Source organism: Mesobacillus jeotgali (assembly GCF_002874535.1).
Classification (GTDB): Bacteria; Bacillota; Bacilli; order Bacillales; family Cytobacillaceae; genus Mesobacillus; species Mesobacillus jeotgali.
The window spans coordinates 3,939,589-3,955,033 of sequence record NZ_CP025025.1; the positions used below are offsets into that span (position 1 = coordinate 3,939,589).

A 15,445-nucleotide genomic window follows, 5' to 3' on the forward strand; every position below is an offset into this window, starting at 1 on the left:
TCCGCCTGTTTTAGTGAAAATGTTAAGTTCATCACATAACTAAATATTTATCTGAAAGGTTTAACAACTTTTTGAAATTGATAAAATCTGCATTATTCTGAAGTAAAATTTACTTTTTATTTTTTCTATGGAAATGATAATGGTAAATTAGTTGATTAATTTTCTTTATAAGTTAAAATAATATCGGGTTTCGTTATTGGGTTTCGATATCAAGGAAAGAAGGAATTTTTATGGAGGATAAAGTTCTAAGGAAACTTTTTCTCGGATTCATCCAAATACATATTTTGCACCATGCCAAGGAACAGCCGATTTTCGGATTGTGGATGCTGGAGGAGCTTAAAGAACATGGCTACAGTTTGAGCGCCGGCACTCTATACCCAATTCTGCACAGTATGGAATCTGACGGGCTACTTTTAAAAGAAGTAAGAAATGTCGAGGGTAAAATTCGTAAATACTATCGGACAACGGAAAAAGGGAACAGCGTGCTTCAGGAAGCTCAACTGAAAGCGTATGAACTATTCAAGGAGATCAAAGATTGATTGGAGGGATAGGGGATGTTTGAATTAAAGAATGTCAGTGTGGACGGTATTTTACAAATCGAACAGATGACGATTCCGGAAAATCAATTCACCTGTATCCTTGGGCCGAGCGGAAGCGGCAAGACGACGCTGCTGAGGCTTTTGAATGATCTGTCCAGTCCTGACGAAGGGGAGATTTTATATAAAGATATCCTCGTCAGTGAAATCAGTCCGCTGCAGCTTAGAAGGACAGTTGTAATGGTATCGCAGGCGCCCGTCATCTTTGATGGCAGCATTGAAGATAATTTGCAGATCGGCCTTTCTTTTTCCGGAAAAGAAGAAGCTGAAATTCCTGAGATGGAATCGATTTTAAAGCTGTTTATGCTGGATAAAAACCTCAGCGATGAAGCGGAACACCTATCCGGAGGAGAAAAGCAGCGCCTTTCCTGGGCAAGGGCCATGCTGCTTGATCCTGAAGTGTTTTTGCTGGACGAACCGACCTCTGCGCTGGACGAGGATACAGCCAGTACTGTGTTAACAAGGTTTTATGATTATACAAAAAAGAATTCGAAAACAGTCATCATGATCACTCATTCGAAGGAACTTGCCGAGCTTGTCGCCGAGAGTACGATTGACATGTCGCAATATTCCATTGAAGGCGGGGTGCGCTGATGGATGATGTGATGGATTTATCGTTTCTGCAGCTTGCTGCTGCATATATCTTCATCCTTATATTGATCGTCATTGTCAGGGTTCGTGGGATTCGGCGGGAAAAAGAAATCCTGCTGGCCACTGTGCGAATGTCCCTCCAGCTTGTCCTGATCGGGTACCTGCTCGTCTATCTTTTTGATAACCCGAATCCCTTTTATACGTTAATGATCATTGCCATCATGCAAGTATTTGCGATTTATAATGTCTACAAACGGACAAAGCACCCGCTTGGCATCGGGATGAAAAAACATATCGCCTATGCAATGGCAATTGGCATTCTGACGAGTTTGTTCTTTTTCATTCTGGTTGTCCTGGATTTCACTCCATGGTATGAGCCACGCTATTTTATACCGATTGCCGGGATGATCATCGGTAATTCGATGACTGGGGTTTCGCTTGGCGTGAATAATTTGATTTCGGGATTCGCATCACGCAGGGCCGAGATTGAAGGAGCCCTGATGCTTGGTGCTGCTCCAAGGGATGCCGCGAGGAAGGTCGTCAACGAGGCGTTTGACTCCGCAATGCTGCCAACGATCAATTCGATGGTCGGTATGGGAATCATCTTCCTGCCTGGAATAATGACGGGACAAATTTTATCCGGAACTTCCCCCATCGTTGCCGTAGAATACCAGATTGCCATTATGCTCGGCATTGTCGGGAGCGTATCATTGACCGTGATTTTATATTTGCAAATGGCCTATAAATCTTTTTTCAATGAGCGTTTTCAATTAGTTATGAAGGAGTTAAAGAAATGACAGAGAAAAAAAGTGTTACATTCCAGTCGCTGCTGGAGATATTGATGGTTTCAACCAGGCTCGGCCTGACATCCTTTGGCGGGCCTGTCGCCCACCTCGGCTATTTCCATGAGGAATATGTCCGTCGCAGGAAGTGGATGGATGAAGAAAGCTATGCAGATTTAGTGGCGTTGTGCCAGTTCCTGCCCGGACCCGCAAGCAGCCAGGTCGGAATAGGCGTTGGCTTGATGCGCGGCGGTTTGTTGGGCGGCCTGTTCGCCTTTCTCGGTTTTACGCTGCCTTCTGTTTTGGCGCTTATCATTTTTGCAATCATCTTACAGGGTTTTGATATTGGGGACGCAGGCTGGATTCACGGCCTCAAGATTGTCGCTGTCGCTGTTGTAGCACACGCTATTTTAGGGATGGCGCAGAAGCTGACTCCCGATTTGCCAAGGAAGACGATTGCTTTATTTGCGCTGGCAGTGACTTTACTGTGGCAGACTGCTTTCACACAAATCGGCGTCATTATCGTCGCTGGAATTTTAGGATACGTTTTATTCAAGTCCCATGCTGCTGGCGATGTTAAAAGGATGAGTTTCTCAATTTCCAAAGGTGTGGGATATATCAGCCTAACACTGTTTTTCGGATTGCTCATCCTCCTGCCGATTTTACGAGAAGCGACTTCATTGAACTGGATCGCGATGTTCGACAGCTTTTACCGCTCAGGTTCGCTCGTTTTCGGCGGTGGCCATGTTGTCCTTCCGTTACTGGAGCGTGAATTCGTGCCAACAGGCTGGCTGAGCGAAGAAGCCTTCCTTGCTGGATACGGTGCCGCCCAGGCAGTACCTGGTCCTTTGTTCACCTTTGCTGCCTATATCGGAGCAGTCATCAATGGCTGGCAAGGCGGCCTGATTGCGACTGCGGCAATCTTTTTACCGGCATTCCTGCTCATCCTTGGTGCACTTCCATTCTGGGACGCCTTAAGACGGAACAGCAAAATCAGCCGGGCACTGATGGGGGTAAATGCAGCTGTAGTAGGAATTTTGATTGCAGCCTTTTACCATCCAATCTGGACGAGTTCCATTCTAGAGCCGATTGATTTCGTGTTTGCAGCCGTGCTGTTCAGCATGCTGGTGTATTGGAAGCTCGCGCCATGGATTGTCGTTGTTACTGGAGCTGTTGGCGGATTGATTTTGTATATGATTTTTTAAAAAAACCGGGCATTTGCCCGGTTTTTTGCTGCTTGAAAAAGATTTCATTGATTCAGCACAAATTATTCCCGCCTCTGATATTCTGTAAACCATTCTGTTTTAGGGTGGATATCATTTAAATGACAATAAAAATGGCCTGTAAACTGACATCAGTTTTGCACGCCATTTTTCTAATTTAATGTATTTTCGGATTCCAAATATAATGGTTCTTATTCAACAAAGCACCGTTTATTCCACACCATAAAAGAACGGTCCCTGGTAAAGGGATTACCATGGGCTGATAAATAAGCGGAGAAACTTCCCTTATTTAGAAAATGGCGTGTAAAACAGCTTAAATAGACGGAAGATTTCCGCCTATTTACTTGAAAAACATAAAAAATTGGCATTCGCACTTGCTTAACCGGAAAACCTCCGCTTATTTACCCCTTACCGAGCTATACTCTACAGTTTAACCGGATATTCTCCGCTTATTTCTAGGATTGTTTGTTACTCAATTAAGTTTAAGTCTTCCCTTGTTTTAGAAAAGATCAATCTTCCGCTAATTGCTCCGTTCGTTGAAGAAAAAAATAAAGTAAAATTCCATGTTCATCGTTATACTGGCTATACATGAATGTAATGTTCGTAGAATGCAACCCTTAAATTGACTTCCGAACTGGCCATGAAATTGACAGTGTAAATGACCGTCATTATCCCTTGTACAACAAACATTGTCAATGACATTTAATATCATTTTGCAGGTGTTAATTTGTAATGAAATGGCTTATAAATGCTGGCACAATAGGAAAAATGGCGTGGACAATTTCCACGCCATTTACTGTGCCATTTTCGCCATATGCACCTCAAAACGGAACGGTTTAGATATCCTGTAATGTGGGTTTATTGGCGAAAATAAGATTTTATCGACCACATTTTTGAATTTATCGGCGGATTTTTCAAATATATCGACCACATTTTCGAATATATCGACCACTTTTCCAGATATATCGACCAAGTTCATACACAAGCATACTTAACATAGTTTAGAAGGCATTTTGCAGATAAAAAGAACCTTGCCCACTTACAAGACAAGGTTCTCCAATTCATTCAAATGTCCCTTTTACAGTTGGACGCCCATTCTCTACCATAACCTTCCCCATGGCGATGACGGTTTCTATTTCATGATTCTCATCCAACAGGACAAGGTCTGCATCTAATCCAGCTTCGATCCGGCCTTTTTGCTTCAGCTTCAGGATTGCGGCAGGGTTTGCCGTAATCACACGGATGGCCGTTTCAAGCGGAATCCCCTCCGTTAAAACAGCTTCTTTAACTGCTTCATACAATGAGGAAACCTGTCCGATCTGTAGGCCGATCAATTCCCCATCCTTATCGAAATCAGGCAGGCTGGCCTGTCCATCGGATGTGAAGGTAATCTGGCCGATATCCACTCCCGCCTCTAGCATACGTTTCAAGGCGACGCTGCACTTCACTTCGCCTTCTTCCAAAAACTTCGGAATCGAACTGGTTGTAAAATCGATCCAGCCGCCTTTTTTCGCGTATTCTATTCCAGCTTCAAATAGGTGCGGATTGCGGTTCATATGGGTCGGGTAAAATTGGCGGATCGGTATGTCCGTTTCTTCAATTACCTGCTCAATCACTTTCAGATGGTCAGGGCTGTCACCGACATGGACATTGACGATACCGCTTTTACCGGAAAGCATCCCGCCAATCCGGGCTGCCGATGCGATCTTGGCCAGTTCCTCAGCAGTCGGCTGTGAGGAGCGGTGATCGGCAATCGCAATTTCACCGGCACCGATGATTTTATCGATTAAAATGATGTCGTCTTCAATTTTACCGGTCAGTGTTTTGACAGGGACCTGGTAGGACCCTGTCTGCACATAGGTGGTAATCCCTTCTTCTTCAAGCCCCCGTGCTTTGGCAATCAGGCTTGGCATCGTCCGAGTCGTTCCGTCCGTCCCAAGCACGCCGACAAGCGTTGTTATCCCGGCAGTCGTAGCCTGTGTAAGCTGAATCTCCGGAGTCCTTGTATGAAACCCGCCTTCCCCGCCCCCTCCGATGAGATGAACGTGGGAATCGATGAATCCCGGTACGACCTTTTTTCCTGTCGCATCAATGACCTGTACTTCCACAAACCCATCAGGATTTTCAATTTCATCCTGGATAAATCCTATTTTACTATCAACAAGCAATATATCTTTTTTTCCAAGGTAATCTGGTGCGTAAATGTCTCCATTCTTGATTAACGTCAGCACTAGGGTCCCCTCCTGCAATCTTTTTGCCCATTATAAACCAATGGATACAGCAATGATAATAAATATAATTGATACTGCTACTAACAGAAGCATGAATTTGCCAATGAACTTTGCCCATACTCCCCAGTCAATCCGCGCTGCCCCCAGCGTTCCAATCAATGCAGCGGAAGTCGGAACGATGATGTTTGTCAAACCATCACCCAACTGGAAAGCAAGGACCGCAACCTGGCGGGAAACACCGGCGATATCCGCAAGCGGCGCCATTAAAGGCATAGTCAATGCTGCCTGGCCTGACCCTGATACGACGAAGAAATTGAAAACGGATTGGAATAGATACATGAACACTGCTGAAACAGATGCCGGCAAATCACCGATCGCCTGGCCTGCTCCAAAAAGCATTGTGTTAAGCACGGACGGTGCATCCGGGCTGTCACCTCCAAGGATGATGACAATTCCTTTGGCCATTCCGACAACAAGAGCGGCTGGCAATAAGTCCTTCGCGCCGTCAATGAATCCATCGGCAATATCATTGACCTTCATATTGTTCAATTTAAAAATAACACCGATGATTCCGGCTACAAGCCCGATTGTGAAAAATTGTGAAGCGATTTCTGGAATATAGTATGCATGCTCAATAACTCCCCAGATAATCCAGGCGATTCCAGCCACAATCGTTAATATCACGAGGCTGTGCCCCAAGGTGAATTTTACGTTCAAATCCTGGTTCTTCATATCCTTGCGGAAATAATCGTCACTTGTATAGGTAAGCGACCTTACAGGATCCTTCTTGATGCTTGCCGCATAACGCCATGTGTAGATAATTCCAAGCAGCGTGAAAACGGCCCACATTGCCATGCGGAAAGGAGACTCGGACAAAACCGGCACACCAGAGATTCCCTGCGCGATGGCGACACCGAATGGATTCATCCACGATGTTGCGAATCCTATTTGTGTAGCCACATAAGTGATCATCACGCCTGTAATTGCGTCATATCCAAGCGCAACCATCAATGGCACGAGAATCATCGCAAATGCGATCGCTTCTTCACCCATTCCAAAAACGGCACCGCCAAGTGAGAATAAGAAGAACATGATCGGGATAATAAGGATTTCTCTGCCCTTTGTCTTGTCGATGACATTCAGGATGCCTTCCTCGATCGCCCTTGTTCTCATGATGATGCCAAAAGCTCCGCCAATGATCAGGATAAATGCTACAACTCCGACAGCTGAGCCCCATTTATCTCCAGAAACCAACCCTTCAAAGACAAAGTTCAGGAAGCCTGCTTCTCCGCCTGCTTCGAACAAATCTGTTCCTTTATGGACAGGATTTCCCTGTTCATCTTTTACAATCTGAAAGCTCTCAGGATCCAATACCGTCTTCGTTTTTTCCTCTCCATTGTCACTATAGGTGATTTCCTTCGTTTCGAACTGACCCACCGGCACGAAGTACGTCACGATTGCCACAAGCATGACAACGAAAAACACAATGACAAATGTGTGTGGAACCTTCCATACTTTATTTTCCATTCTTAAACCCCCTTGATTGTATAAAATAATTCCTTATTAAAAGTTTTTGCAATTTTCGTGCCAATAATTACGAATCCGCAAAAACTTTGAAAACGCTCACTTTCAATCTGGGGCATAATAGTAAATTGGTTCTATATGGTTCTTTTAAATGGTATAATAATTTTATAATTAAACCAAAAAGGACCAATTAAAATGAAAAAACAGCTTATTCTTTTAGCAGGAACAAAGGAAACAAGGTTGGCCCTGGAAGACCAACTAGAAAGTATACTAGGGAATTATGTATCAATCCAAAGCTATTCGTCCGAGGAAACCTTGCCGGATAGGATTTCTGATAAGATCGTTATCTATTCATCCTACCTGATTGAGGAAGAAGTTGAACATGTCATTGGCGAAAACTGTGAGGTCATTATCGCCAACAGGACCATCAACCACCAGTATATCGACAGGCTGTTCAGCCTTCCCGCCGGCACCAGTGTCCTCTATGTTAATGACTTTCCTGAAAGTGTCAATGACTCCATTCACACCTTAAAAGCGCTTGGAATAGATCACTTACAATACCATCCCTACTTTCCAGGCATAAAATACCCCCAAGAAATCAATATTGCCGTCACCCCCGGGGAAATGGAGCTGATTCCAGATTCAATCACGACAAAAATCAACCTCGGCGTCAGGCTGATCGATATTCATACGATCATGAAAATCGTTGACCGGCTTGGCCTGCCTGAGGCGCTCGGAATTCATGTCGCTGACAGGTATACGAGAAGGATCATTGAATTAAGCCAGAAACTATCTTTTCTGAAAGAGGAAGAAGCCAAGTTAAACCAGTACCTGAAACATGTAGTAGATGGCGTGAATGACGGTATCATGGCACTTGATTCCAAAGGCAGCATCACGGTTTTTAATGATGTTCTGGAAAAAATCACGGGCGTACCGAAAGAAAGAGCCCTGAACAGGAAGGTAAATGACATTTTCCATAATCCCGATCTTCTGCATTTCTTGTTGAAAGAAATTGATGCTGAGGTACCTTATCCATTTCTGGTAAGGCAAACGAATGTCATGGTCCACCGCATGCCAATTACACAGGAAGAAACAGTTGTTGTCACATTCAAAAACATGGACGAGACGATTGAAATGGAGAAAGCAGTCAGGCTCGAGCTCCAAAAGAAAGGATATGTTGCGAAGCATACTTTCGAAAACATCCTCGGCAAAAGCAAAGCAATCAAAGAGACGAAGAAAATCGCCCGGAAGCTGGCAAGGACCCACCTGCCAATCCTGATCCAGGGGGAAAGCGGAACTGGGAAAGAGCTTTTCGCAGGTGCCATGCATATGGTATCAAGCCGGAAGGACGCTCCATACCTGGCAATAAACTGCAACGCACTGCCAGAAGATCTGTTGGAGAGTGAATTGTTCGGTTACGAAGAAGGCTCTTTTACAGGCGCAAGAAAAGGGGGCAAAAAAGGAGTGTTCGAACAGGCAGACGGCGGCACACTGTTCCTCGACGAAATCGGTGACATCAGCATGAAGCTTCAGGCAAGGCTTTTGCGTGTGTTACAAGAACAGGAGATTCGCCGGATTGGCGGCACCAGGAACATCCCCGTCGATGTGCGGATCATCGCGGCCACGAACAAGAATCTCAAGGAAATGATTGAAAGAGGCGAGTTTCGCGAGGATCTATACCACCGCTTGAAGGTTCTTTCCCTGAGCTTGCCCCCTCTCAGGGAGCGCAAGGAAGACATTCCACTATTGGTACAGCATTTTATCTATGAAAGCCATAAGCCAAAAGCAAAAATCGAACATGAGGCCATAACCAAATTGACAGGAATGCCCTGGAAGGGAAATATCCGTGAGCTAAAAAACACTTTGCTGTACATGCTTGCTGTTTCGGAAGGCGAAATCATTAGCACTGAAGATCTCCCAGTCGACCAGAAGGAAAAAAGGCCTCTTCCTGAAACGGACCTGACTGGTTATAAAAAGGCTGAAGAGTACAGAACCCTTCTTCAATTCATAAAAGAATTGAACTTGGCAGGAAAAAGCTCCGGCAGGCCTCAGCTTAGTCTCATGATGTCAAATACCAGCAACCCGCTTAGCGAACAGCAAATACGCCTGCGTTTAAAAGAACTAGAACAACAAGGCTTTGTCGTCGTCCGACGAGGCAGGAGCGGAACGATGATCACCGAAAAAGGATTGGAAGCTTTGGAACATCAGCATCACAACAGTTTTAGCATATAATGAAACAGCAAAGGAATGGCGAGGTGGTGGATATATGTGTGTATCAAATAATGCAATCGAGCTCCAGGCATACCATTTTTCAGAAAAAATTCAGGAGAGCTCCTCATACAGCATTGTACGTGTTGATTTTATCGGCGGTACTTTTCTTGAGTGTGACCGGGGTATATCTTTAAAATCCGAGCTTCAAGACAACGGGAACCTCCCGATGATTAAGAGCCTGATTTTAAAAACAAAAGCTGGAAAGCAATATAGTGTAGAGCCCGATGAATTAGGGCTGCGATTTGCTAAAGGGGAGCTTAGCTACAGGCAGTACCTTCTAGCTAAAAAAGAGAAGTTCCGGAATATGCTTTGGTATACTTTCGGATTCACAGGTTTATTCACCGCTGTGTTCTGGGCTTTTGTCAGTTATTTTCTATAGAATTCTATTTATTACCCCAATCGTTCTTGGGGATATTTCAATCAATCCTTGACACTCTTTCATTATCACACTATAATTTCAAGTAATATTTTAATAAGTTGAAGCGTTGAAGAGAGTCTATTAAGCCGGTCTCCCTGTTGATAGAGAATCAGTGGTTGGTGGAAACTGATACAAAGGCCAGGTGAATTTCGTTCTTGGAGCTTTTCCTTTTAATAAAAGCTGTTTTCGTATTGATTGCTGCTTTTCGAACATACAGTTATCCGCATTCTTAGAGGTTTCGGGCTCTTTTCGAAGATGCTTCCGAATTGCATATGTGCAGATAGGATGTAAAAGCAACAAAGTTTACGAAAAGTGCTTAAAAAAAGGAACGGATTTGGCCGTTATCCAGTAACTTGAGCGGGAAGCAACATGCTTCCAAATAGGGTGGTACCGCGTGTTCAGCCACGTCCCTATCCAGATTGATGGATAGAGGCGTGGCTTTTTATTTTGCCCGAGCCCTCTATCATCATCAGCTGAAATATAGAGAAAAAGGGAGAATACACATGGAGAAAGAACAATGGTCATCAAAAATCGGGTTCATACTGGCCGCAGCAGGGTCAGCGATAGGCATCGGAGCAATCTGGAAGCTGCCGTATGTAACGGGGGTAAGCGGCGGAGGGGCATTTTTCCTGATGTTTATCTTATTTTCATTATTCATCGGGTTGCCATTATTGCTTGCGGAGTTTGTCATCGGCCGCAGCACAGGGAAGGAAGCGATCCGTGCCTACATTGAAATCGCGCCGAAAAGCAAATGGTATTTGATTGGGATACTTGGTGTTGTCACCAGCTTTGTGCTGCTAAGCTTTTACAGTGTTGTCGGCGGCTGGATCAGCCTTTATTTTGTAAAAGGGCTGGCTGGCGGAGTGATTGAAGAAGGAGCTGATTATGGAGGCTTGTTCGGACAGACAATCAGCAGTGCATGGAGCGTGCTCGCTGCTCAAGCTGCCTTCTTATTGATCACGATTTTGGTCGTTGCCAAAGGAGTCCAATCCGGGATCGAAAAAGCGAGCAAAATCCTGATGCCGGCATTATTCCTGCTTTTCATCATCCTGATCATCCGATCCCTTACGCTCGAAAACGCACTTGCTGGCGTAAAGTTTTTCCTTGCGCCTGATTTTTCTAGTATTACATCGGAAAACGTGCTGTTTGCAATGGGGCAATCCTTCTTCTCCCTGAGTGTCGGCGTATCCGTGATGGTGACATACAGTTCATACCTCCCGAAAAAGGGCAGCATCGTACAGCCTGCCCTGTCGGTTGTCGGGATGAATCTTTTTATCGCACTGCTTGCCGGTCTGGCGATCTTCCCAGCTGTTTTCTCGCTTGGATTTGAACCGGCAGAAGGACCGGGACTGCTATTCGTCGTCCTTCCAGCAGTCTTTGAAAAAATGGTATTCGGCGAACTGTTCCTGCTTCTTTTCCTGGCATTGTTCCTGTTCGCAACACTGACTTCAGCCTTCTCGATGCTTGAAATTGTCGTTGCCACACTTGCAAAAGGCAATCAGAAAAAGCGGACCCGATTCGCATGGATAGCCGGGGGTTTAATTTTCCTGCTTGGCATCCCTTCTGCCCTATCATTCGGAACCATCTCGGAAGCAACTTTTTTCGGTAAAAACATCTTTGACACAGCTGATTTCCTTGTAAGCAACATCCTGATGCCGCTTGGAGTATTGCTGATTTCGATATTCGTCCCACTTAAAATCAAAAAGGAAGTACTGCGCCAGGAGCTGCTGCAGCACTCAAAAGGCGGAAGCCTGCTCTTCAACCTCTGGTACAATGTGATGAAATTTGTCGTGCCTGTGGTGATCATCATAGTATTCCTTGATTCATTGGGAGTTTTAAAATAGGAAGCTGACAAAACGTCAGCTTCTTTTTTCATGCAATCCGTTAAACTATCAGCAGTATAATTTTTCCGATTGTAGCAAAACCTGTTGAGTAGATGACTGCATCGGAGGGATTTTTGATGTTCTTCAAGAAAAAGAAAGGCGAAGTCGACAACAGCATAAATCAAAAAAACCTCGACGACAAGGAATTAATACCAATAGATAAGGCCGATTTCATCTACAAAATGAAGGAGCGCCTTCACGATAGCGCGGATTTAAATATCAAGGAACTCCAAAATGGCTTTACACTGATTTTCTTAGATACTTTGACGGATAAGAAGATGCTGAATGGAGATGTCCTCGCTCGTCTCGAAGATGCGCAAGCCTCCCCTAACGAAGCACTTAAGCATATTACAGTCTCCAGTACTTCAAAACATAAATATGTCGAAGACGGGGTTGATTCGATTTTAAAAGGAGCGGTGTTGGTCCATTCGTCAGGCCACCCCGTCATAATTAGTGCAATGGTCGGTACCCAGGAAAACCGGTCATTGACCCGACCTGAAAATGAATCTCAGGTTCTAGGGCCGCAAATCGCCTTTAACGAGAGCCTTGCAACCAATATATCTCTGATCCGTCGCTTTCTCACCAACCCAAATCTATGCAATGAAAGCTTCACTTTAGGAAAACAAACGAATTCAGCCATTTCCCTGCTCTACTTAAAAGGGATTGCGGATGATGACATGATCGACCGCATGCGCGAGCGAATCCGCTCAATCAAAATTGATGGTGTGCTTGACAGCTCTATATTAGTACAGCTCATTGAAGACAATTCATTTGCCATCTTTCCGCAAATGCTGATGACTGAAAGACCGGATCGTGCCTGCGCCTGGCTTTTGAATGGGAAAATGGTGGTCCTTGTTGATGGCAGTGTCCAGGTAATCGGAGCACCGCAAACCTTCATTGAATTTTTTCAGAGTATGGAGGATGAAAGCGTCAGATGGCAAATCGCCACCTTTCTCAGAGTCTTGAGGGTGTTCTCGATGGTTGTGTCAATTTTTTTCACAGCGATCTATGTGGCAGCTCTGACTTTTCATTACGAGATCATCCCGCAAACACTATTGATTCCTCTTGGGGAGTCAAGATCACGCGTACCTTTCCCGCCTATTATCGAAGCTTTATTGCTGGAAGTAATGATTGAGCTCTTACGGGAAGCCGGAGCCCGGCTGCCAACGAAGGTTGGCCAGACGATGGGTATCGTTGGCGGTATTGTCGTCGGAACAGCTGCAGTAGAAGCGGGATTCACAAGCAACATCCTGATCATCATCATCGCCGTAAGCGCACTCGCTTCGTTCACGACGCCAAACTATATGATGGGCAATGTCATCAGGGTCCTGCGGTTTCCTTTAATCATTATGGCAGGATTTTGGGGATTTTACGGTTTGATGGTTGGCTTTTGCTTCCTGCTGATCCATCTGCTCCGCCTATCCAGTCTGGGGACACCGTTTTTGGCTCCCTTTTACCCGCCGAGATTTCATGATTGGCGCGACAGTATCATTCGTCTCCCTATTGGATGGACCAACAAGCGTCCGTTGCAGACAAGGCCATTGAACAGATTGAAGTACGAGGAACGAAAAACCAAAGAATAAGTTGTGGTGTTATGAATGAAAGTTCACATCGAGCCTAGGCCCCAAAACATGGTCAATACTTTCCTGCTCATCTTCGTGGTCCATTCTATGCAGCTTGGTGTTGGCATACAGGGCTTCCAGCGGATCATTTACATGGAAGCGAGACATGATGCTTGGATTTCCGTGATTATCAGCGGGGTTGCCACTGCAATCATTGGGTTCATTATGGTGAAAACATTAAGTGCATACGAGAATACAGATTTATATGGCATCCAATATGATGTCCTGGGAAAATGGATAGGAACCCTGGTTAATATTCTGTTTGTTCTCTATTTTCTTGGTGGCTTCCACATGATTGTCCGGAATTATATTGAAGTTCTACAGGCATGGGTTTTCCCCGAAATCCCAAACTGGCTGCTGGCTCTGACTCTCGTTTACCTTGTTTACTATGGTTTAAATGGCGGGCTGCGAACAGTTGTGGGTGTCAGCTTTTTTAGCGTTACCCTTTCTTTGTGGCTGATCCTGCTGCTCGCCTACCCCTTCCAGTTTGCCAATTGGGATTACTTATTTCCGATGTTCGAAGCGAGCGTAACTGAAATGCTTATAGGGGCAAAGCAAATGACCTTCACCGTCATCGGCTTTGAAATCATTTACGTAATCTATCCTTTTTTAAAAGAAAAAGACCGGGTCCATAAATATATGCAATATGGGCTTGGTTTCACAACAATACTTTATCTCGCAGTAATGGTTGTCTCCCTTGCTTATTTCAGCGGAGGACAGCTTGAGAGGACAATTTGGGGTACGTTATCCCTTTTTAAAATTGTTCGTTTCCCATTTATTGAAAGATTTGAGTATGTGGCAATAACTTTTTGGGTCCTGCTGATCCTGCCAAATCTGATGCTCTATATGTGGGCAGCTACCCGGGGAATTTCACGGATTTTTAATAAAAAAGAGCAGAAAGTCAGCTGGATTCTCCTTACATTTATATTATTAACCCTCCTTTACCCGCTCACAAGGGTGCAGATTAATATGTTGAATGACTATTTCGCTAGAGGAGCTTTCTATATTGTTTTTGTCTATCCATTACTTCTATTCGGTGCTGTACTGATTAAAAATAAACTTTTCCGAAAAAAGGATGAGGCCAATGCGCAAAAAAATGAATAAGCTCATAATTGTCATTCTCGTGCTCATCCTTTCTGGCTGTGCAGAACAGAAAACACTGGAGAAGATGGGTTTGCTCACAACGGTGGGTTATGATTTCACAGAGGATAAGCAGATTCTTGCGACAATGGTGCTTCTCCAAATCGACCCGGAGGCCGCTCAAAGTTCCGTCATCCTGTCCGCGAAGTCGGCAACAAGTAAAGGAGCGAGAAATGAGGCCGATTTAAAAAGTCCTAAAAAATTGCAGTCCGGACAGCTGCGGGTAGCGCTTTTCAGTGAAGAAGTTGTCCGTACGGGCTTCATCAATCTGGCTGATACACTTGCACGTGACCCCTCGATCAGTGATCTCACCTATCTGGCGGTAGTCGAGGGAAGTACAAACAAGCTCCTTAACCAAAAGAACGAACAATTTTCAGATATCAGCCAGCTCATATATAAGGAACTGGATCAAAACATAAAGGGTGAAAAAATCCCATCTTCAACCTTGCAGGAAGTATTGCATGATTTTTACGCACCAGGTATCGACCCAATTTTACCCACTTTAAAAAGTAATAAAGGCATAGTTAAAATTACCGGCATGGCTTTGATAAAGAATGATAAGATGGTCGGCAAAATCAATGCAAAAGAAGCTTTTTATCTAAAGCTGATCAATGATCGCTACAAGGCAGGAGCAATAGAACTGGTAATCGACAAGCAAGATTTTGATTTGGAAGAGACTCCTGAAGGTCCTGACAAGCTGGCTGTGGTTCTTGATACCATCCACAGCAAAAGTGAGATCAACCTGCTCAGCAAGGAAAATCCCCAATTCGAACTGAAGGTCAAATTAAAAACGCGCCTGCTTGAAATCAACCAGGCATTAGACTTAAAAAACCCCGCAGAGCTTAAGAAACTAGAAAAAAAGCTTAATGAGAAAATCACCGCAGATATTGAGCATTTAATCAAAAAAGCACGGAAGTCAGGGGCCGACCCATTTGGATTCGGTGAGATCTATCGAAAAAGTGTCAGACATGCCAACCTGACCACTGAAAAATGGCATGGCATGTACCCGGACAGTAAAGTCGATGTGAAGATTGAATTTGAGGTTATGCGGACTGGTGTGGTTGAGTAAATTATGATAAATGAAAGCGCATTGACCGTACTGAATTTTACTTTGGAGGCCAGGCGCAGTTGACCTGGCTGATACAAAGAAACCAAAGCGGGAGC

Annotated in this window: 12 protein-coding genes and 1 other annotated feature; of the genes, 10 read left to right on the forward strand and 2 right to left on the reverse strand. The window is 44.5% G+C overall.

The window, feature by feature from the left end:
- Positions 1-230: 230 nt before the first annotated feature.
- The 4 genes from CD004_RS19930 to chrA are packed head-to-tail and all read left to right on the forward strand — an operon-like array spanning position 231 to position 3,174.
- On the forward strand, positions 231-539 hold the full coding sequence (locus CD004_RS19930; protein WP_102264344.1) for a PadR family transcriptional regulator: 309 nt from the start codon (positions 231-233) through the stop codon (positions 537-539).
- Between the two features lie 15 nt (positions 540-554).
- Entirely contained in the window at positions 555-1,190 is a 636-nt protein-coding gene (locus CD004_RS19935; protein ID WP_102264345.1) for an ABC transporter ATP-binding protein, read from the forward strand.
- Positions 1,190-1,984, forward strand: a complete 795-nt coding sequence (locus CD004_RS19940; protein ID WP_102264346.1) for an ABC transporter permease — start codon at positions 1,190-1,192, stop codon at positions 1,982-1,984. The genes CD004_RS19935 and CD004_RS19940 overlap by 1 nt, the downstream gene beginning before the upstream one ends.
- A complete protein-coding gene (gene chrA / locus CD004_RS19945) occupies positions 1,981-3,174 on the forward strand; it encodes a chromate efflux transporter (protein WP_102264347.1) in 1,194 nt (397 codons plus the stop codon). The genes CD004_RS19940 and chrA overlap by 4 nt, the downstream gene beginning before the upstream one ends.
- 1,079 nt (positions 3,175-4,253) lie before the next feature.
- Here the strand turns inward: chrA and iadA are convergent.
- On the reverse strand, positions 4,254-5,423 hold the full coding sequence (gene iadA, locus CD004_RS19955) for a beta-aspartyl-peptidase (RefSeq protein ID WP_102264349.1): 1,170 nt from the start codon (positions 5,421-5,423) through the stop codon (positions 4,254-4,256).
- A 30-nt stretch (positions 5,424-5,453) separates the two neighbouring features.
- Positions 5,454-6,950, reverse strand: coding sequence for a putative basic amino acid antiporter YfcC (yfcC, locus tag CD004_RS19960; RefSeq protein ID WP_102264350.1), 1,497 nt, complete (start codon positions 6,948-6,950; stop codon positions 5,454-5,456).
- Between the two features lie 192 nt (positions 6,951-7,142).
- On the opposite strand from yfcC, the gene CD004_RS19965 reads away from it, so the two are divergent.
- The 6 genes from CD004_RS19965 to CD004_RS19990 all read left to right on the forward strand — a co-directional run bounded on the left by CD004_RS19965 (position 7,143) and on the right by CD004_RS19990 (position 15,350).
- Positions 7,143-9,179, forward strand: a complete 2,037-nt coding sequence (locus CD004_RS19965; RefSeq protein ID WP_102264351.1) for a sigma 54-interacting transcriptional regulator — start codon at positions 7,143-7,145, stop codon at positions 9,177-9,179.
- 34 nt (positions 9,180-9,213) lie between these two features.
- On the forward strand, positions 9,214-9,597 hold the full coding sequence (locus tag CD004_RS19970; RefSeq protein WP_102264352.1) for a hypothetical protein: 384 nt from the start codon (positions 9,214-9,216) through the stop codon (positions 9,595-9,597).
- 97 nt (positions 9,598-9,694) lie between these two features.
- Positions 9,695-10,051: a binding site (T-box leader), on the forward strand.
- Between the two features lie 88 nt (positions 10,052-10,139).
- Positions 10,140-11,480 carry a sodium-dependent transporter gene (locus CD004_RS19975; RefSeq protein ID WP_102264353.1) on the forward strand — a complete coding sequence of 447 codons (1,341 nt, stop codon included), beginning with the start codon at positions 10,140-10,142 and terminating at the stop codon, positions 11,478-11,480.
- Positions 11,481-11,596: 116 nt separating this feature from the next.
- A complete protein-coding gene (locus tag CD004_RS19980) occupies positions 11,597-13,102 on the forward strand; it encodes a spore germination protein (RefSeq protein WP_233434896.1) in 1,506 nt (501 codons plus the stop codon).
- A gap of 15 nt (positions 13,103-13,117) precedes the next feature.
- Positions 13,118-14,245 carry a GerAB/ArcD/ProY family transporter gene (locus CD004_RS19985; protein WP_102264355.1) on the forward strand — a complete coding sequence of 376 codons (1,128 nt, stop codon included), beginning with the start codon at positions 13,118-13,120 and terminating at the stop codon, positions 14,243-14,245.
- Positions 14,226-15,350: a Ger(x)C family spore germination protein gene (locus CD004_RS19990; RefSeq protein ID WP_158651603.1), complete on the forward strand. Its 1,125-nt coding sequence runs from the start codon at positions 14,226-14,228 to the stop codon at positions 15,348-15,350. The genes CD004_RS19985 and CD004_RS19990 overlap by 20 nt, the downstream gene beginning before the upstream one ends.
- Positions 15,351-15,445 lie beyond the last annotated feature (95 nt).